The sequence below is a fragment of the Pseudofrankia asymbiotica genome, from assembly GCF_001983105.1.
GTDB classification, from domain to species: Bacteria; Actinomycetota; Actinomycetes; order Frankiales; family Frankiaceae; genus Pseudofrankia; species Pseudofrankia asymbiotica.
The window spans coordinates 18,681-38,180 of the sequence record NZ_MOMC01000058.1; the positions used below are offsets into that span (position 1 = coordinate 18,681).

The window sequence follows — 19,500 nt, forward strand, 5'->3', positions numbered from 1 at the left end:
CTGAACGACCACTGCTGAAAGATCCCGCTGACAGGCGCCGACCCACCCAGCGTCTTCGCCCGGGCGCACCCTCACGTCACCTGCCATCGGCCTCGGCCGGCGATCACTCCATGCGACCCGTGTGGCGGCCTCGCCGCACGACCCACCCCCACCTCGAACGGAGCCCACGATGGCGCGCGTCCTCATCCATGCCACGACCGCCCCCGGCCACCTCTTCCCGCTCATCCCCGGCCTGCTGGAGCTGGGCCGCCGCGGTCACGACGTCCAGGTACGGGTCGGCGCCGAGCTGGTCGGCGTCGCCCAGGACGCCGGCCTCGACGCCGTCGCCGTGGACCCGCGGATCGACGCGATCCCGGTCGCGACACCCGCCGAGGAGGCGGGGCCGAACGGCCTGCGGCGGGCGCTGGGCGGGCTGATGGCCCGCGGCCCCGCCGAGCGGGCGGACCTCACCGCCGCCCTGGAGGCTTTCGCCCCGGACGTCGTCCTCGTCGATATCAACGCCTACGGCGCCGCCGTCGCCGCCGAGGCCGCGGCACGGGCGGGCGGCCCTCGCTGGGCCACCACGCTGCCGTCCTTGCTCCCGCTGCCCGGACCCGGCATCCCGCCCTACGGGCTTGGACTTCCCCCGGCCCGCGGCCCGCTCGGCCGGCTGCGCGACCGAGCGCTGTGGCCGGTGGTGGTACGCCAGTTCGGGAAGGCGATGCTTCCACCGCTCAACCGGATGCGCCACGACGCCGGCCTCCCCTCGCTGGCCAGCCCGTTCGACCACGTGCTCAGGGCCGACCGGCTGCTGGTGCTCACCGGCGACCCGCTCGAGTACCCCCGGCCCGAGCTGCCGGCGTCCGTGCGCTTCGTCGGCGCCCAGCAGTGGGACCCGCCGGCCGAGACGCCGGAGTGGCTGACCGCGCCGGGCGCCCCCTGGGTGCTGGTGACGACGTCGACCGACTACCAGGGCGACGAGCGGCTCGCCGAGGTCGCCGTCGAGGCGCTGCGCGGCGAACTGGTCGGAGTGCTGGTCACGCTCGGCGGGGCGTACGACACGGCGCGGCTGGCGTCCGGCGGCAACGTGCGGGTCGAGCGGTTCGTGCCACACGGGCCGGTGCTCGCGCACGCGGCCGCGGTCGTCTGCCACGGCGGCATGGGGATCACGCAGAAGGCGATCGCCGCCGGCGTGCCCGTCGTCGCGGTGCCGTTCGGCCGCGACCAGCCGGAGGTCGCTCGGCGAGTCGCGGAGGCTGGCGCCGGCGTGGTGCTGCCCGCCAAGCGGCTCACCCCGGACCGGCTGCGCGCGGCCGTCCACGCGGCGATCGCGGCCGCGCCGACAGCGCGGGCCGCGGCCGAACGGATGCGCGCGAACGGCGGCCCCGACCGCTTCGCCGACGCCGTCGAGGAGCTCACGGCACGCCGCCCGGCTCACGTCCAGGCACGCTAGGGCCGATACGCCGGGCAGGTACCGAATGGCTTGTTCGGTACGCGGGAACGAGAGAGGGCAACCTACGGACCACATGAAAAGCTGGACCAGTGTTTCCGATGACTCTCGCCGCCGAGGCCGCGCTGTCCGTGGCCACTCGTTTCTACTCGCCAGCGCTGCTCAACCACTCCATTCGCTCCTATCTGTGGGGATCGAAGTACGGCACAGCGCACAGCATCGCCTTCGACGACGAGCTGTACTACGTCGCGGCGCTGCTCCACGACATCGGGCTGACGGAGGCGTTCGACAGCCACAGGCTGCCGTTCGAGGAGGCGGGAGGGCGACTGGCCTGGGTCTTCGGCGTGGCGGCAGGATGGCCAGCGGACCGGGCCGCCCGGGTTTCGGAGATCATCTCGCTGCACATGAGCGACGACGTGGCCCCCGCGGACGACCCCGAGTCCCACATACTGCAGGTCGCCACCAGCTGGGAGGTAGTGGGACGGCGGCCGGAGCAGTTCCCACCCGACGCGAGGGCGGAGATACTCGCCCGCTATCCACGGCTGGGATTCGGCGCGGAGTTCCTGGCGTGCTTCGAGGATCAAGCCAGACGCAAGCCGGCCAGCGCCGCCGCCGCATCGGTCGACAAGGACGTCGCCGGGCGGATCACCGCGAATCCCCTCGAAAACCCCCCATCCGCCTGACTGCGGGCGGGGATCCCGGCAGAGTTTACTGGGTTTACCGCGAATCGACGTTCAGAGATGTCGTGTCGCGACTCATCGCTGGAGGAGCACGGTCGCCGCTTTGGCCGTCGGGCGAATGCGCGCCGAGGGCGCGGCGGGTGCGGGATGGTCCAACGTCGGCCGCGACTTCGGGGCGGGTTTTGGAAGTGTGCCGAGCATGTCGTCGACGAACGGGCCAACGACCATGGAGACCGGGCTGTCGGCATTACGACAGCAGGAGGCCGGCAGGTTCGGCGGGCCGCCGGTACGACGCGCGGCGTCGAGCTGACCCGGCCAGTACGCCAGACAGCAGTGGCGCCCGCCGTTCCCAGACCGTCACGCCACGCCGTCCACCAGCGCGGCCCTGGGCTGGAGAAGCAGCTGGTACAGCTCGCCGAAGTGCTTCTTCCAGGGCCGAGATTCGCTGGCTGGCCAGGCGGCCCGCGGCGTCCGGGCGGCGGAGGCCGCGCCGAGCGTTGAGCGGCCCGCTCCGTGTTGGCCATCACATAACGCTCGGGGCTTCCTTTGACGGCATGAATCGCCGCCCGTAGCGTGCGCGACATGGACCCGTGGACGCCGGATCCGGCCGAAAATCGTTCATGGGCAGACACGGGGTACGAGTCGGAGAACTCAGCCGACCCGGACGCGGAGTACGACACGGCCTACGAGTGGCGGAACCCACCCCGCTCAGACCCGGGACGTGGATGGCAGGACCCGCCCACCTCAGACACGGAGCGCGGCCGGCAGGACGCGCCTCGCCCGGCCAGGCGCCACAGGGGCCGGAGGTCGTGGAAGTTCATCACGCTCGTGACGACGGTGGCCGTGGTCGTCGTGGTCGGCGTCACCGCCACCATCGTGAGCGTGGTCGCGCCGGGCAAGAAGAGCCATCCTGTCGTCGGGTTCGTGCCGACGGGGTCCACCCCTGAACAGAACGGCGAGCAGATCACCACCGCGTTCCTGACCGCGTGGGGGGCAGGCAACTTCGGGTTGGCGGCCAGCTACACCGACAGTCCGCGGGCCGCCGGGGCGGCGCTCGCCGCGTACCGCGAGGGCCTCCATCTCCGGACGCTGAGCGGCTCCCCCATCGGCGCCACCGCACTGACCGGCAGCGCGCCGCCTACAGGCAGCGCACCGGCCGAGACCGCGTCGACGCCGCGGGTCAAGGTCACCATCGCGGTGAACGCCCTGGTCGCGGCCCCGGCCAGCACCGGGGCGATCAGCGGTACCTGGGGCTACCACTCGTCGCTGGTCGCCTACCAGAAGCCGGACTCGCCAGCGTGGTCCATCGCGTGGGCACCTGACGACCTCGCGCCGAACCTCACCGCGGCGACCCACCTCGCCGCCGTTCCGGTGGCGCCGAAGGCGACGTCCGTCCTCGACGCCAGCGGCACCAGCATCACCTCGTATCAGGACCCGGGCCTGAACACGATCGCGGGAGTACTGAAGACCAGCCCACCCAAGGACCTGGGGCAACCGGGACTGGCCGTCGAGATCCAGTCCGCCGACGGTACGCCGGTCAAGGGCAGCCAGGCGGCGATCTCCGCGCCCGTCGACGGCACCCTCACCACCACCATCAGCGCCAAGGCGGAGCAGGCCGCGCGCAGCGCCGTGGCGGAGCACCCGCAAAGCTCGCTCGTCGCCGTCCAGCCGTCCACCGGCCAGATCCTGGCCATCGCCAACAACTCCGGCTTCAACGACTTCGCGCTCACCGCCGCGGTGGCACCAGGCTCGACCGGAAAGATCATCTCGGCCGCGGCGCTGATCAGCCAGGGGGTCCTCACCGCGAGCACCCCGGTCGCCTGCCCAGCCGTCTACACGGTGCAGGGCATCAGCTACCACAACGACAAGGACGAGTCCGAGCCGGCGTCGACGCCGATGTCCTACAACTTCGCCCAGTCCTGCAACAACGCCTTCAGCCAGTGGTGGGAGCACGAGAGCGGCGGCCGCCTCGCCTCGGTCGCCAAGGAGTACTTCGGCCTCAACCAGCCCTGGGACATCGGCCTCGGCACACCAGCCACCTACTACAACCAGCCGGCAACCGCCAGCGGCTCCGAGCTGGCCCAGAACATGTTCGGCCAGGGCCACGTCACCGCGTCTCCGCTCGCGATGGCCTCAGTCGCGGCCACCGTCGCGAACGGGACCTTCAAACAGCCCGTCCTGCTGCCCGGGGCCACGCAGGTCGCCGCGACGCCCCTGCCCGCCAACGTCGACTCGCAGCTGAAAACCATGATGCGCGCCGTGGTCACCGAGGGCACGGCCGCCGGGCTCGGGTTCGGCCCGACCGTCTACGCCAAGACAGGGACCTCGGACGTCGACAACCAGGAGCAGCCCAACAGCTGGTTCGTGGCCTTCGACCCAGCCAAGGACATCGCCGTCGCCTGCCTCGTCCTCAACGCCGGATACGGCGCCGAGTTCGCCGCCCCGGAGGTTCAGCACTTCCTGTCCAACTATTAGGCAGCCATTGGGTACTGAGCGAGTAGGCGCCGAGCGAGCGCGTTGATCGCGGCGTGCGCGATCCGCGAGTTGACGAGCTGACCAGGCACCGCAGCGTCCTCATCCCAGGAATGGCGGGATCGGCTCGCCCCGACCATGGCGAGTTCCATCGGCGGACTGGGTGCGAGCGCATGGAGGCGTCGCCGCGCTCCCCCGGCTCCGGTCTCGGGCCGTCGGTCAGGCGCCGCGGCTCAGGGGGCCTTGGCGATGGTGGTGATGATGCCGTCAGGCCCGATTCGCCGAATCCGGTGGTTCGCTATTTCGGCCACGTAGAGTGCGCCGCGCGAGTCGATGACCACCGAGTGGGGCGCCCAGAGGGTCGCCGCCACCGCCGGCCCCCCGTCACCCCCGAAGCCCGTCTGGTCGGTCCCCGCGACGGTGGTGATGATCCCGTCAGGCCCGATCTTGCGGACGTTTCCCTTGGCGGGGCTGACGACGTACAGCGTCCCGTCCGGCCCCACCTCGAGGATGGGCTGGAACAGGCCCGCCTTCAGCGCCGGGCCGCCCTCACCCATCCGGCCGTCGGCGGTTTCGTCCCGCCGCCCACCGGCGACGACGGTGAAACCACCGTCCGCGTCGAGGCGGTTGACCGTGGATCTGACCAGATCGGTGAAGTAGAGGGAGCCGTCAGGGCCGATCTCGACGGTGCTCAGGCCGCCGGCAGGCACATGGATGACCGTGGAGATGACGCCGTCTGGTGTCACCTTCCGGATTCGCTCGTTTTTGAAGTCCGCGAAGTAGATCGTGCCGTCGGGAAGCACCGCGAGGTCGTCGACCGCGCCGATCCGCGCCTCGGTGGCGGGGCCGCCGTCACCGGAGAATCCCTCGACACCGGTTCCGGCCACTGTGGTGGTACGACCTTCAGGGGCGATTTTATTTATACGATAATTATTCATATCCGAGTAGTAGACGTTACCGGTATCGTCGAAGTCGACCTGCCCGATGATCGGGTTGTCGTCGTCGTAGCCGTACGGGCTGATGTACGTATTCACGACATCACCGTCCTGGCCGATCTGGCAGATCATGGCGCCGTCGAAGGCGGTATTGCTGGACACGTACAGCGTGCCGTCCCTGCTCACCGCGACGGCATCGGGAGCGAAGTCCGTGATCGTGAGTGCCTTGCCGGCGTAGGCGGCCCCGGGGACGGGCCGCGGAGTGCGGGTGGGTGTCGGGAGGGCGGACCGCGCGGCGGGGACGGTTCCGGCCGCGGCGGGCGTGCCCGCCGACGAGTCGTCCGAGTCGCTGACGATGAACACGGTCGTCGCCGCGGCCGCGAGAACGACGACGGTGGCGAGGACAGCCGGGATCAGCCAGGTCCGGCGGCGGCCCGGCGGGACACCGCCGCCGACGGGCCCGTACCCCCCCGTGCGGAGGTGGGCCACCCCAAGGCGCGCCGCCGGCCGTGGGCCGGGCGGTGGCACCGGTTTGACCCCCGGGACGCCCCAGGCGGTGGCGCCGGTAGGGACAGCCCCGGAGGCAGCGTCGACCGGGACGGCCGGAACGGCCCAAGGCGTGGCCGCGGGCTGGGAGCCGTAGGGGGCGCCGCTGGGCGGGGGCCAGAACGCGGCTTCCGGATGGAGGACGGGTCCGCCGACGGATGCCGAGGAGACCAGGCCGGAGGGGACACCGCCCGCGGGGGTGCCGTCAGCGAGGGTGCCACCAGGGCTGCCCGGCGGCGCGGTGATGGCGACCGCCGAAGGCTCGAAGCCGCGCGGATGGTCGCTCCCGCCCGCGTGTCCGGCCTCGGGGACCGATGGCGCGGGGACCGATGGCGCGGGGACCAGGCGACCGGCTGGAAGGCTCGTCCCCGAGTCGGAAGGCGTGGTGTCGTCTGGCGCCGATCCAACGGTCACAGCCGTCTGCACTCTCCCCGCTAGAAACCGGCCAACCCACCCCATACAGGGCATGCCGAATTGAGTACGGCGATGCTAGCGGAAGAGCGCAGTGGGAGCCATCCGTGCTGCATTCATCGAGGGACGGGGCCTTGGCCGGCCCAGGAACACGGCCCGCGACCTCGCAGGGGTCGACCACGGTTTCCATCAGCCACGGAGTGACCTCGCGATGCGGGCAGGGCACCGGCGCCGCCAGCGCGTCCCGACGGCTCGGCCCCAAGCAGTCACGTCGTCGAGACCTAAATCCCCGGCCAGCACTGATCGGCCGATTTTGACACCCCGYAAGCTTGGGCAGCCTATGGTGTGAAAATGCCCAGTCTGTCGAGGGATGGCATGCGGATCGCCATGATGGTCAAGGGGTGCGTCTGCACACCACCCCCAGCTGACATCATTTACTCGCCCATGCAGCTCGCCACCCAGCTGACCCGCGCCTTGGCTGAACGGGGACACCTCATCGATTTCTACGGACCGATTGGTTCCGAGGTCCCCGGAGCCCAGGTGGTCGACTGTGGAGTGCCCCCGCTAATCAACGACAAGGACGAGTTCACCGAGGCGCTTACCGACCCGGGGCTCGCCAGCGACAACATCCTCGGGCTCTGGGATTCCCGGCTCGCCCAGGAGATGTTCCTGCGGGCCGGTCGCGACGAGTACGACGTTCTGTACTTCCACCATCCCGAAGTGCCGCTGCCCTTCCTCGCCCACCATCCCGACGTCCCTGTCGTGAGCAGCGTCTACGACAGCCCCCTGCCGCCACTGCTCCACCAGGCCATCGGCATGTTCGCCAGCCCCCAGCACAGGCTGGTCGCCATCTCCACCGCGCAGCGACGCGCCGATCCAGGTCTCACGTTCGCCGCCACCATCCCCGGTGGTGTCGACACTGACGACTTCGCTCCGGACCCGGCCGCGCCACCGGGCGAGCATCTCCTCTTCGCGGGCCGCCTCGTACCGGAGAAGGGTGTCGGCGACGCGATCGAGGTGGCTCGCCGGACTGGCCATGAGCTGCGTCTGGTCGGCCCCTGGTACAGCAACTCCTCCTACTTCGCCGACGAGATATCCCCACACCTCGGCGAGCGGGTGCGCTACCTGGGCCCGCTTTCCCTGGCGGAACTGCGCGCGGTGCTTCAGACCCGACCGCGCGCCCTGCTCATGCCCAGCCGACACGAGTCGTTCGGCCTCATCATCATCGAGGCGCTGGCCTGCGGCATACCGGTGATCGGCCCGCGGCGCGGCGCGATCCCCGAAATCGTCGTGGACGGGCGGACGGGATTCCTCGCCGACGATGTCGACCAGATGGTGGCCGCGGTCCACCGGCTCGACACCATCGACGTCGACGCATGCCGCGCCGACGCCATCCGCCGGTTCTCCCTCGACCGGATGGCGGACGCCTACGAGACGCTCTTCCGTCAGGTGGGGTCGGCCTGATGCGGGTGGCGACCATGGTGCGCGGATGGATCGCCACGCCGGCACCTACCGATGTCGTGTACGCCCCGATGAACGTCGCCAGCGCCGTCGCCACCGGGCTCACCGCTCGCGGTGACACGGTCGCGTTCTACGCCCCACGCGGCTCACGCGTGCCAGGTGTTCCCCTGCACGATGGCGGCCTCGACCCTGTGGTGACCGACCGTGCCGGCTTTGACCGGGTGATCGCCCGGGCCGCGGGCGGCGACTACGCCGACCTGGTCGCGGCCGATCGCCACCTCGCCCGTCTGATGGCCCGCGGCGCCGCGGCCGGTCGCTACGACGTCCTGCTCTTCCATCACCTCGAGGTAGCGGCGGCGATTGCCGGCGACGTTGGGCGGACCCCCGTCGTCGCGGTGCTCTGGGACCCACCCGCCCCGGAACTCACCGCCTACACCGACGAACACCCGAACCTGTTTGTGATCGCCGTTTCGGATCAGCAGCGGCGCGACGCCGGYGCCCTGCCCGTCATCGACACGATCTACCCCGGCATCGACTGCCCTGGCGACCTTGTCTCGACGGCCTCGACAGCCTCGACGGCCTCGACGACCCGGACTGACAGCGAGACCCGGCTTGTGTACCTCGGCCGCGTCATTCCGGAGAAGGGTCCCGACGTCGCTGTCCAGGTCGCTATCCACACCGGGGCCCAGCTGGACCTGCTCGGCCCGGTCCGAGCCGATGACCGGCGATTCTTCGACGAGAAGGTCCGTCCCTACCTCGGTGACCGCATTCGCTATCGGGGCCACGTCCCGCACGACCGGTTAGGCGCCTACCTCGAGAGGGCCTCCGCCCTGCTCATGCCGATCCGCTGGCATGAACCATTCGGCCTCGTGATGATCGAGGCGATGGCGCACGGCGTGCCGGTGATCGGCTTCGGCCGCGGCTCGGTGCCCGAGGTCGTCGCGCAAGGCGTCAGCGGCTACGTCGTCGATTCCTTCGACGAGATGTGCCTCGCCGTCCGGGCGCTCGACCAGTTGTCGGCCCAGGGGTGCCAGCGCCACGTCCGTGAGCGTTTCTCGGTGCGGCAGATGGTCGACGGCTACCGGGCCGCGCTCGCCAGAGCCACGGCCCTCGCCTCGTCGAGGTCGTGAGCAGTGACATTCCGGCCTACGGAGAAGGCCGACATGGCCGTGGACGGTTCGCGACGGCCCGTCGCCGGACGTCGTTCCGGTGCCGAGAGCGCGGCGCTTCTCCGGCGCGGCCCCCGCCCGCTCCTACAGGCCGGGCACGATGCGCAGGTCACGCACGGCGCCGCCGTCGAGGGCGGCGAGGGCCTCCTGGTAGGCGGCGCTGTCATGCGCGGCCCGGGCCGCCTCGACCGAATCGAAGGTGATGAGCACGGTGCGGGTCTTCTCAGCGGCCTCGTAGGTCAGCTCGGGAAGGCCACGGGCCACGAACGTGCCTCCGGCGGCACGCAGGGCCGGACCGGCCAGCTCGGCGTACGCCGCGACCTTGCCCTCGTCGAGGATCTCCTTGTACGTGCTGATCCAGTAGGCAGTCATGAAGCCATCTTGCCCGAGGCTCCTGTGTGCGCCGCATCCCCACCGAACACCTCCTGTCCCGCCCTGGCCTCGCTCCGCTACCGGCCGCTACCGGCCTCTACCGGCTCGTTCCCCCTCGGGTCCGTTTATCGGCCCTCGCCTCGTCGCCGTCATGGTCGCGGTCGTGTCGTGGTCGCACCAGTGATCCGTCCGCGCGACCCAACAGCATGGGCGGCGATGGCGAGTGCGCTTAGGTCAGGCCTTGGCGTCGGACCAGCGGTCGACGACGGCGATGTCGACGACAAAGCGGACCGGGCTGCCAGCGGCCCAGTAGGCGGCGGTCGCGGCGAGCGCCTGCCTGGTCACGACGACGGCCCGGTCGGCCTGCTCGGCGGGGACGTGCAGGAGCAGTTCGTCGTGCAGGCAGAGCACGATCTCGCCGCCGAGCGGCACCAGAGCCTGGCGGACCGTCACGGCCCACGCCTTGAACAGCTCGGCGGCGGCGCCCTGGACGACGRCGTTGCGCGCGAACCGGCCCCAGGCCGCGCTCGCCCGGCCAAGGTCCAGGTCCGCCGCCTCGGTCGCGGCCGCGGCCGGGTTCGCGGTCGCTGCCGCCTCCGCGGTGACGGCGCGCAGCGGGATCCGCCTGCCGCCGAACGTCCGCAGCGCGCCCTCGGCCGCCTCGCCCGCTCGGGGAACGGGCGGCCCCGCCGAGGCTCGCCCCGGCGAGTCCCGCCCCGGAGATCTCGGACGGTTCCGGTCCGGGGCGATCTGGGACGTCGGGCGCCCGGCCGCCGCCGCCCCGGGAAGCGGGGCCGTGTCGAGCGGACGGCCGAGGGCGGCGGCGCGGCCGGCCGCGTCGGCCGCGTCGAGATAGGCGAGCGCGACCGGGTAGGTCTCGCGCATCTGGCGCAGCGCCTGCCCGGCGGCACCGGTCGTCTGGCCGTACATCGCGGCGAGCACCGCGACCTTCGCGGTCGGCCGGTCGACGCCGAGCCGGGCCGCGACCGGGGCGTACAGGTCGTCCTGCGCCGTCGCCTTCGTGAGCTCCGGGTCGCCGGAGACGACGGCCAGCACCCGTGGCTCGATCTGGCCGAGGTCGGCGCGCACGAACCGGTACCCGGGCTCGGCGACCACCAGGACCCGCAGGTCGGCGGGCAGGTTGTGCAGCCCGGCGGCGGCGGTCATCCTCCCGGCGGCGCCGTCGCTGCCGTGCCACTCCCCGCGCAGCCGGCCGTCGGCCCCGACGTGGGTGTCCAGCCAGCGGAAGCCGTAGGTCGTCGCGATCCGCTCCGCCTTGCGCCAGGCCAGCAGCGCGTCGACCACCGGATGGGTCCCGCGCAGCGGCGTCAGCCGGCCCGCTCTGGTGTCCGGCACGTCGATCCCGAGCGCCGCCAGGCCCGCCCGGATCGACGCGGGGTTGCGCAGGTCGACCGACGCGCCCAGATGCCGCAGCACCGGGGCGTCGCGCTCCCGCCGCGACGCCGCCTCGCCGGCCGCGTCCCGCGAGCGCGGCCCGACGATCTCACGGATCGTCGACTCGGCCGTCGCGCGGTCGACGGGCAGCCCGTCGCGCCACAGCTCATGGGCGAGCAGCTCGGCGGCCGACTCGGCCCGCGCCGTCAGCACCGCGAGCGGAATCCGGGCCGGCCGCGCCCGCGGGTCGGGCAGGGCCCGCAATGCCTGTTCCTGCGCGGCCATCGCGGCCAGGGCGAGCCGGGCGAACCGCCCCGCCCTGACCAGCCGCGCACCCAACCCGCCTGTAGCGGTGCCGCGCAGCGTCTCCTCGACCCAGCCGGGCCGCAGCTGGCCGTCCGGCCCGACCGGATCATCCGCGTCGCCGGCCTCCGGGCCGTCCGCGTGATCGTCGAAGGCGGCCAGCAGGTCGAGTTGCCCGTCGCGGCGCGGCCGGTGCGGCGGCGGTGGCAGCGGGAGGCCACGGGCGGCCGCCCATACCGCTCCCGGATCGTCCCGATGCCCGCCGCGCAGCACCCGGTGCACCGCGGCCAGGTCCCAGCACAGCGCCGGCCCGCCACCATCGCCAGCGTCGCCGCCACCGCCGACGCCGTCGGCGGTCACGGTCAGGGGCGATCCCTTCCCCCGCGTCGACCACCACACCCAGCGGGGCCCGACCGCGCCCTCCACCCGCGCCAGCACCCCGCCGGCCTCAGCCGCCTCGGCCCACCCGCCGCCGTCCCACGCCAATGCCGTCCCGACCCCGGCGACCGCGACCACGGCCACCGCGTCCCCACGCCCCACCCCGGCCGCGCGCAGCGCCTCCACCGCGCGGACGGCGCCACCCGAGGCCGTCGCACCGGGGGGACGCGCTGCCGAGGCCACACCCGCATGCTGCCGCACACCACCGACAAACCGCCCCCGCCCCGCCTGCTGGCATCCGGCCGACCGGCCGCGGCCGGCTGATCACCGCCGCCACGTCGCCACGGTCGTGAACTCGGCTGAACCGCGGCCGCGACGACACGGTCGCGACGATCAAACGCACACGGCTGAAACGGCTCCAGAAGGACACTCGCGGCCCGGAGGGAACGATTCCTCGGGTCCGCACGCCGCCAGACGGGGGTGACTGCTCGCCGCGACGTCTCGCCGACCGCGGATCGTGGCAGACCAGCACACCTATAGACAGGCTCAACTGACACACCTCCCGGCGCTGCCGGCCGGGGTGCCCGGTCGGTCAGTCTCGCGGCGGCGTGGGGACGGCCGCCGAGGCCGCGGGCCGGCGACGCAGGGTCGCGCGGACCAGGAGGCCGGCGGCGAGCGCCCAGAAGGCGGCGCCGACGCTGGCGAGGGTGATGCCGCTGGCCGCGACGACGAAGGTGACGACGGCGGCCTGGCGGTCGTCCGGGTCGGCCAGGGCCGAGGTCAGCGACGAGGCGAGCGTGCCGACGAGGGCGAGGCCGGCGACGGCCGTGGTGACGCCGGCCGGGGCGGCGGTCACGACGGTCACCAGCACCGTCGAGACCAGGGCGAGGACGAGGAAGGTCCAGCCGGCGAGGTGGGCGACGAGCCAGCGCCGCCTCGGGTCGGGGTGTGCGTCGGGGCTCGCGGCGAGCGCCGCGGTGATCGCGGCCAGGTTGATCGCGTGGCCGCCGGCGAACGCGCCGACGACGGTGCCGACGCCGGTCACCGTCATCGACTCCCGCCACGGGACGGTGTAGCCGTAGGAGGCCAGCACCGCGACGCCGGGGACGTTCTGCGACGCCATCGTGACGATGTAGAGCGGGATGGCGAGCGAGAGCACCGACGCCCAGGTCAGCGTCGGCGCCGTCAGCTCGACGCGCGGCAGCAGCGGACCGTCGAGACCGCCGTGGCGGCCGAGCCAGATCCCGATGGCCACCACCGCGGCGGCGAACGCCACCGGCACCGCCCAGCGCGGGGCGAGCCGCAGCAGCACCAGCCACACCACGACCGCCGGCGCGACAAGCGCCGGATGGTCGACCAGCCCATGGACGGGCGCGAGACACAGCGTGAGCAGGACGCCGGCGAGCATCGCCTGCGCGATCGGCGCCGGGATCGACGCGATGAGCCCGCCGAGACGTGGCCACAGCGCCGTAAGAAGGATCAGGCCCCCGACGACGAGGAAGGCCCCCACGGCGGCCGGCCAGCCGCCGTCGACCGCGCCGGTCGAGGCGAGCAGCGCCGCGCCTGGTGTCGACCAGGCCAGCAGCACCGGCATCCGGTGCCGGCGGCTGAGCCACAGCGTCCCGAGCGCCTGGGTGACGGTGACGGCGAGCAGGCCCGAGGCGGCCTGCGCCGGGCTCGCCCCGGCCGCCCGCAGCCCGGCCAGCACGACGACGGACGCGCTCGCGAACCCGACCAGCGCCGTGACGACGCCCGCGCTGACCAGATGGGCGACCGGTACTCCCGCAGCGCCCTGGTCAACCGGTCCTGCTGGCTCGCCGAGGCCGACGGGGCCGACGGGGCTGGCTGGGCTGGCTGGGCTGGCTGGAGCACCCGGTCCGCCCATTCCGCCCGGCCTACCCGGTCCGCCCGGATCGACTGGGTCGGCTGGATTGGCCGGGCGGGGCAGTCCGCCCGGCACGCCGGTGGTTCTTGCCGGGCTCGCGGCGTCGACGGTGTCGGCCGGGTCGCTGGGCGCGTCGAGGCGGCGCTGTTCCATATACAGAACAGTACCTATCGATCGTTCTGAAAACAGAACGATCGATAGGCTGCCGGCCATGGAACCCGACGCCGCGGCCGCCGTCGGCGCTCGGCTGCGCGCGACCCGCCAGGCCAGGGGCCTGTCGCTGGGCGCGCTCGCGGCGCGGGCCCAGGTCGGCAAGGGGTCGCTGTCGGAGATCGAGAACGGTGGCCGCAACCCGACCCTGTCGACGCTCTACGCCCTCGCCGGGGCGCTCGGCGTCCCGCTGTCGACACTGCTCGCCGAGCGGACCGGCGTCGAGGTGTCCTCGCCGGGCATCGGTGCGCGCCTGCTCGACGCGACCCGCCATCCCGACGGCACCACGGTCGAGGTCTACCTGCTGCATCTCGACCCGGGCGCCCGGCACGTCTCCACCGCGCACGGCCCCGACGTCGTCGAGCACTTCCTCGTCACCCACGGCCGCGCCCGCGCCGGCCTGCCCGGCCAGGAGACCGAGGTCGGCCCGGGAGAGACGGCCGTCTGGGAGAGCAGCGCGGAACATGGCTACCAGGCGCTTGGCCCCACCGCCGTCGAGGCCGTCCTCACCATCCGCTCCCCGTCCCGCGACTCGGACCGCGCCAGCTGAGCGCGGCGCGCGGACGGGAAGCCCCGGAAACCGAAGCCGGGGGCGGCAGCGCCCTGGGGCCGCGAGTCCTGGAGCGGTAAGGCCCGGTGACGGACAAGCCCCGGGTGGCCAGGCGTCAAGACCTGGCCACCCGGGGCTTGTCCGAGTCCTGCCCGCCGCGCGCTAGCCGGTGAGGGAGCCTCGCCTGCGGGCGAGGAGGAGGGCGGTGGCAGCCGCGGCGAGGGCGGCGACGGCCAGGGCCCAGCCGGTGGCGTGCTCGGCGTGGCCGGTGGAGTGACTGCTCTCGGTGGCGGTCAGGAACAGTGTGCCGATGGTGGCGATACCGGTGACCTGGCCGAGCTGCATGACGGTCAGCAGCAGACCGCTGGCGTCCGGCGCGTTCTGGACCGGGACATGCTGCAGGGCGAGGGTCATGACGATCGGCATCACGCCGAGTCCCAAGCCGATCACGGCGGTGATCAGCTCGTAGCCGACACCGCCGCCGGAGAGCGGGCCGATCCACACGTAGGAGACGGCGGCCAGCGTGAACCCGGCCGTGACCAGGCGGCTGTGCCAGCGACCCGGCAGACGCTGCCAGTTGAGGCTGACCAGGGCGAAGGCCGCGACGCACGGTATGAAGGCGAGCCCCGAGCCGAGCGGGCCCATCCCCAGGTCGCCCTGCAGGTGCAGCGTCGTGGTGAACAGGAACGCGCCCCAGGTCGCCGGCGCGAGCAGCAGCACACCGACCGCCGGCAGGAGGCCGGGCGCGCGCAGCACCGGGCCGGAGATCAGCGGCTGCCCGCCGCGGGCGGCGACGCGGCGTTCCACCACGGCGAACAGACCGAACAGCGCCACGCTGGCGATGAGCGACGCGATGCACCACGCGGGCCAGCCCTCGTCGTGGCCGAGGATCAGGGGCAGCACGAAGAGCAGCACCGCGGGGCTGACCACCAGCAGGCCCGGAACGTCGAGGCGCACGCCGTGGCCGCCGCGGTCCTTGGGCAGGACGCGAGGACCGATCGCGAGCAGCACCGCGCCGATCGGCACGTTGAGCAGGAACACCGGCCGCCAGCCGGAACCGAACAGGTCGGCGCTGACCAGCAGCCCGCCGGCCGCCTGGCCGACGACGACCCCGCCGGCGACCACAGCCGTGAACAGGCCCAGCGCCCTGGCGCGGGCAGGCCCGGTGAAGGTCCGCTGGATCATGCTCATGACCTGCGGCGTCATCAGCGCGGCGCCGACGCCCTGGACGAACCGGAAGCCGATCAGTGTGCCGGAGCCCGGCGCGAGCCCGCAGGCGCCGGAGGTGACGGTGAACACGGCGAGCCCGGCGAGGAACGTCGCTCGGTGCCCGATCATCCCGCCGAGGCGCGCGCCGGTGATCAGCAGCACCGCGTAGGACAGCACGTAGCCGGCGACGATGAGCTGCAGGCCGGCGTCGGAGGTGCTCAGGTCAGTGCGCAGCGTCGGCAGGGCGACGTTGACGATGCTGACGTCCAGGATCGCCATGAACTGGCCCAACAGCAGCACCGCGAGCGCGAGCCCGCCGCCGCGTCCTGCCGGCGCTGAGGCCGGGGCCGGGGCCRGGACTGAAGCCGGGGCCGGGGTTGAGGCCGGGGCCGCGGTCGCGGCGTCGCCGGTCCGCGCGCCGGTGGGCGGACGCGCGGCCGTGCCGACGGGCCGCGGCTGGCTGGGCACCAGCACGCGAGGTACTACCTCGGCTGGCGCCGTCTCCGCCGCTTCCGCCGGCTGGGTCCCGGTCGGCTCGTCGGTGGAACGAGGAAGTTCCGGCGGTTGGGAACGGGGCTGGGCCGCGGGTTGCTGAGGGGTGCGAGGGGTGGCGTGGTGCATGTCGGCGGGAGTGCGGGCCTCGACCGGCCCGCCCGCGGCCGGGTGGGGCACGTGACGCCCGGCCATCTCGGTCGTCTCTGTCATGGTTGTGAGCCTGCGCCGCCGCGGATACCAGTAACGAGAGCCTCTCCATACTGGTACTGACAGCACCAGGCATGGCGGGCCGCCGTCGGGCAGTCTGGAGGGCGTGACCATGGCGCAACCGACGGAGATCGAGTACGTGCCCGCGCCGCCCCGGCCGAGGCAGCCGCCCGCGGTGGAGCCACGGCCGGTCGAACGGCGGCCCGGTGAGGTGCGGCCAGGCGCGCGGGCGGGCGGGCGGCGCGCGGAGCTCGCGTCGTTCCTGCGCAGCCGCCGTGAGCGTGTCAGCCCCGAGGACGTCGGCATGCCGCCCGGTCCGCGCCGGCGCACCCCCGGCCTGCGCCGGGAGGAGGTCGCCCAGCTTTCCGGGGTCGGCGTGACGTGGTACACGTGGCTCGAGCAGGGGCGGCCGATCAACGCCAGCGCCCAGGTGCTCGGCGCGGTGGCGCGGACGCTGCGGCTCGACGTCGCCGAGAGCGAGCACCTGTTCCGGCTGGCCGACGTGCCGCAGACGGCGGCCACCCCCGACGAGCCGCGGGAGGCGACGCGGGACCTGCGCGTCATCCTGGACGGCCTCGACCCGCTGCCGGCCTCGCTCGTGAACGCCCGCTCCGACGTGCTCGCCTGGAACGACGGGTACGCGGCGATGTTCCCGCATATCGTGCGGACCCCGGCCGCCGAGCGGAACTCGATGTGGTTCATGTTCACCGCGCCGCCGGAGATCAACCCGGTCCTGAACCTCGACGAGCAGGCCCCCGAGGGCGTGGCCGTGTTCCGCTACCGCTACAGCCAGCACCTGGGCGACCCGGAGTGGCAGGACTTCGTCCACCGGCTCTGCGCGGCGAGTCCCCTGTTCGCCCGGCTCTGGGCGACGCAGAACGTCGCCCCGCCGCGCCCGTGCAACAAGCGCTTCCGATTCCCGGAGGTCGGCGAGGTCGCGACGCGGGCCACCCATCTCGACGTCGGCTCGCTGCCCGGCGTCCGCATGGTGGTCTACACGCCGATCGACGACCTCAGCCGCGATCGCCTGGCCAAGCTGCGGGCTCGCGCCGTGGTCAGGGGCGGCCCCCGGGGCTGACCCCTGCACGCGCCGCGCCCGCTGTGGACGCCGGTGCTCGCGCGGGTCAGATGCTGGTGCTGGCGCTGGCGCTGGCGCGGGTCAGGCGCTGGCGCGGGTCAGCGGAGGATCTCGTCGACGTCGGGGTCGCCGCCGGAGCGGGACTGCGGGCGGTCGGCGATCGTCGCCATCTCGTCGGCGGTGAGCTCGAAGCCGAAGACGTCGAGGTTGGCCTGCTGACGGCCCGGCGTCGACGACTTCGGGATGGGGACGACGCCGCGCTGGAGGTGCCAGCGCAGGACGACCTGGGCGGGCGTGACCTGGTGACGGTCGGCGAGCACGGCGAGCACCGGGTCGGACAGCAGGGCCGTCTTGCGGGCGAGTGGCTGCCAGGCCTGGGTGATGATGCCGAGCCCGGTGTCGTGGGCGAGCTGGGCGTCCTGGGTGAAGTGCGGGTGCAGCTCGATCTGGTTGACGGCCGGGACGACGCCGGTCTCGGCGACCAGCCTGCCGAGGTGTGCGGGGGTGAAGTTCGAGACGCCGACCGACCGCAGCACGCCGTCGTCGCGAAGCCTGATCATGGCGCGCCAGGAGTCGACGTAGCGGTCCAGACGCGGCAGCGGCCAGTGGATGAGGAAGAGGTCCACGTACTCGAGCCCGAGCCGTTTGCGCGACTCCTCGAACGCGCGCAGGGCTGGCTCGTAGCCCTGGTCGTCGCCGCGCAGCTTGGTCGTCACCACGATCTCGTGCCGCCCGAGGCCGCTGGTCGCGATGCCCCGCCCGACGGCGTCCTCGTTCCCATAGGCGGAGGCGGTGTCGACAAGCCGGTAGCCGGCTCGCAGCGCGGCTCGGACCCCGCCCGCCGGGTCCGTCATCCTGTATGTCCCGATGCCCACCACCGGTAGCTCATGGCCGTCGTTCATCACCCGCGTCGGCGCCATCCCCATGCCTCGACCCTCCCATCGCCGCTTCGCCGTCACCCCTCTGGGGCGGTCAGCCGTACCGACGGGGCAGGGGCGGGGGCGGGCCGGGTTGCCGGTTGCCGGACGGCCCCGGRCCGCCGGACGGCCTCGGGCCGCGGTCAGGGCAGGGTGTAGGCGGCGCGCTGGCGGGCCAGGACATGGTCGCGCGCGCCGACGCCGGGGCCATCGGCGACCGCGGTCGGGCCATCGGCGGCGGATCCGGCCGCGGTCTGCTCGGGAAGTGCCGGGGCGACCCAGGTGTCGAGGTCCGGGTGGTGGAAGAAGACGACCGAGTACCGCTCCGGAGCAGGCACGCCGGGAGTGCGGGGTGGGTTGACGACGCGGTGCAGGTTCTTCGGGATCTGGCCGCGGGTCCACAGGTGCAGCAGGTCGCCGGCCTGCAGCAGGACCGCGCCGGGCGGGAACTCGACCGGCACCCACGCGCCGTCCGGGCCGAGCGCCGCCTCGAGCCCGGACCGGCCGTCGGCCCAGAGCAGGGTCAGCCCGCCGATGTCGGCGTGCGGGCGCTGCCGGGTCCGGCCGGGAGCCGGGGCCTCCGGCTGGGCGAGGTAATGGTTGACGCACAGGTTCGAGTGCTGCCGCGCCGTCCAGGCGGGCAGGTCGGCGGCGGGCAGCCCGAGCGCCTCGCCGATCATCTCGACGAGCCGGTTCGTCAGCGCCCGTGCCGTCCGGTAGTACGTCGTCCAGGTCGCCGTCAGGCTCGCCGGCCGTTTCGGCCACAGCGGGAACGCCGCCGCCCACGCGGTGTCGTCGGCATACGCCGCCGGGTCGGGCAGGGCCAGCTCGTAGCGTTCCAGCAGCAGGGCGTCCGGACCGCCCTCGTAGAGCGGCTGCCAGCCGGCCCACTCCCCCGTGCCCGGCCAGCGCACCGGCTCCTTCTGCTCCGGTCCGAGGGCGAAGAACTCCTGGGACGCCTCGACCATCGCGGCCAGGTCCGCGCCGAACGACCCGCCGGCGGAGAACTCGTCGAGCCCGGTCAGGAACACGCACGAGTTCCGCCGCAGGGCGTCCACCAGCGCGTCGGCGGACGTCGCCGGAAGGTCGAGCACGGGTATCCGCGCGGCGGGAACAGCGGCGGGAATCGCGGGGGCGGCGGAAGGCAGGTCCATCACGTCTCCAGGTCGGTGCTGGGTGACCAGTACTGGACGACCAGGGCTGAGTAGCCAGGGCCGGATAGCCAGAGCTGGGTGACCGGGCCGCCGTTCCGACGCTGGAGGTAGATACCCGAGGACTCCCGCGAGGCTAGCCGCGCCCACGCGCCTCGGTCAACGGTGGGCACGATCATGCCGGCGCGCCACGAAGAACCGGCCAACCGGTGATCTCGCGCGGGGCCGTCGGCGTCTCGCCGTGCCC

At 73.2% G+C, this 19,500-nt stretch carries 15 protein-coding genes; 7 read left to right on the top strand and 8 right to left on the bottom strand.

From position 1 onward, the window contains the following. Positions 1–169: 169 nt before the first annotated feature. The 3 genes from BL253_RS27315 (at position 170) to BL253_RS27325 (ending at position 4,584) form a co-directional block, all read left to right on the top strand. Positions 170–1,432 (top strand): nucleotide disphospho-sugar-binding domain-containing protein, encoded by a 1,263-nt coding sequence (locus tag BL253_RS27315; RefSeq protein ID WP_076820176.1) that lies wholly within the window; start codon positions 170–172, stop codon positions 1,430–1,432. A 98-nt stretch (positions 1,433–1,530) separates the two neighbouring features. Continuing rightward, entirely contained in the window at positions 1,531–2,112 is a 582-nt protein-coding gene (locus BL253_RS27320; protein WP_076820177.1) for an HD domain-containing protein, read from the top strand. An 825-nt stretch (positions 2,113–2,937) separates the two neighbouring features. Then, entirely contained in the window at positions 2,938–4,584 is a 1,647-nt protein-coding gene (locus BL253_RS27325) for a penicillin-binding transpeptidase domain-containing protein (RefSeq protein ID WP_241835199.1), read from the top strand. 230 nt (positions 4,585–4,814) lie between these two features. Here the strand turns inward: BL253_RS27325 and BL253_RS27330 are convergent, their stop codons facing one another. Next, the gene (locus BL253_RS27330) at positions 4,815–6,476 is read right to left on the bottom strand and encodes an NHL domain-containing protein (protein WP_076820179.1); all 1,662 of its coding nucleotides are present in this window, start codon (positions 6,474–6,476) and stop codon (positions 4,815–4,817) included. 348 nt (positions 6,477–6,824) lie between these two features. On the opposite strand from BL253_RS27330, the gene BL253_RS27335 reads away from it, so the two are divergent. Together BL253_RS27335 and BL253_RS27340 are read left to right on the top strand one after the other, a co-directional pair. Further along, a complete protein-coding gene (locus BL253_RS27335; protein ID WP_081438745.1) occupies positions 6,825–7,937 on the top strand; it encodes a glycosyltransferase in 1,113 nt (370 codons plus the stop codon). After that, complete coding sequence (locus BL253_RS27340) at positions 7,937–9,064, top strand: glycosyltransferase (protein WP_076820181.1); 1,128 nt, start codon at positions 7,937–7,939, stop codon at positions 9,062–9,064. Before BL253_RS27335 ends, BL253_RS27340 begins: the two co-directional genes overlap by 1 nt. A gap of 123 nt (positions 9,065–9,187) precedes the next feature. On the opposite strand, the gene BL253_RS27345 is transcribed toward BL253_RS27340, so the two are convergent. From BL253_RS27345 to BL253_RS27355, 3 genes are all read right to left on the bottom strand, one after another. Continuing rightward, positions 9,188–9,475, bottom strand: a complete 288-nt coding sequence (locus BL253_RS27345) for a DUF1330 domain-containing protein (RefSeq protein WP_076820182.1) — start codon at positions 9,473–9,475, stop codon at positions 9,188–9,190. 234 nt (positions 9,476–9,709) lie between these two features. Next, a complete protein-coding gene (locus BL253_RS27350) occupies positions 9,710–11,794 on the bottom strand; it encodes a DNA polymerase (protein WP_241835200.1) in 2,085 nt (694 codons plus the stop codon). Between the two features lie 349 nt (positions 11,795–12,143). Continuing rightward, the gene (locus tag BL253_RS27355) at positions 12,144–13,589 is read right to left on the bottom strand and encodes a benzoate/H(+) symporter BenE family transporter (RefSeq protein WP_198946413.1); all 1,446 of its coding nucleotides are present in this window, start codon (positions 13,587–13,589) and stop codon (positions 12,144–12,146) included. A 58-nt stretch (positions 13,590–13,647) separates the two neighbouring features. Here BL253_RS27355 and BL253_RS27360 point away from each other — a divergent pair, with 58 nt between their 5' ends. Next, positions 13,648–14,196 (top strand): helix-turn-helix domain-containing protein, encoded by a 549-nt coding sequence (locus BL253_RS27360; protein ID WP_076820184.1) that lies wholly within the window; start codon positions 13,648–13,650, stop codon positions 14,194–14,196. A 162-nt stretch (positions 14,197–14,358) separates the two neighbouring features. Here BL253_RS27360 and BL253_RS27365 read toward each other — a convergent pair whose 3' ends face one another. Further along, positions 14,359–16,110 carry an MFS transporter gene (locus tag BL253_RS27365; RefSeq protein ID WP_076820185.1) on the bottom strand — a complete coding sequence of 584 codons (1,752 nt, stop codon included), beginning with the start codon at positions 16,108–16,110 and terminating at the stop codon, positions 14,359–14,361. Positions 16,111–16,219: 109 nt separating this feature from the next. Here BL253_RS27365 and BL253_RS27370 point away from each other — a divergent pair, with 109 nt between their 5' ends. Continuing rightward, on the top strand, positions 16,220–17,185 hold the full coding sequence (locus BL253_RS27370) for a helix-turn-helix transcriptional regulator (protein ID WP_081438750.1): 966 nt from the start codon (positions 16,220–16,222) through the stop codon (positions 17,183–17,185). Between the two features lie 98 nt (positions 17,186–17,283). On the opposite strand, the gene BL253_RS27375 is transcribed toward BL253_RS27370, so the two are convergent. From BL253_RS27375 to BL253_RS42485, 3 genes are all read right to left on the bottom strand, one after another. After that, complete coding sequence (locus BL253_RS27375; protein WP_076820186.1) at positions 17,284–18,111, bottom strand: aldo/keto reductase; 828 nt, start codon at positions 18,109–18,111, stop codon at positions 17,284–17,286. A gap of 134 nt (positions 18,112–18,245) precedes the next feature. After that, on the bottom strand, positions 18,246–19,256 hold the full coding sequence (locus tag BL253_RS27380; protein ID WP_076820187.1) for a 2OG-Fe(II) oxygenase family protein: 1,011 nt from the start codon (positions 19,254–19,256) through the stop codon (positions 18,246–18,248). Then, positions 19,256–19,432 (bottom strand): hypothetical protein, encoded by a 177-nt coding sequence (locus tag BL253_RS42485; RefSeq protein ID WP_158230427.1) that lies wholly within the window; start codon positions 19,430–19,432, stop codon positions 19,256–19,258. The genes BL253_RS27380 and BL253_RS42485 overlap by 1 nt, the downstream gene beginning before the upstream one ends. Positions 19,433–19,500: the final 68 nt, after the last annotated feature.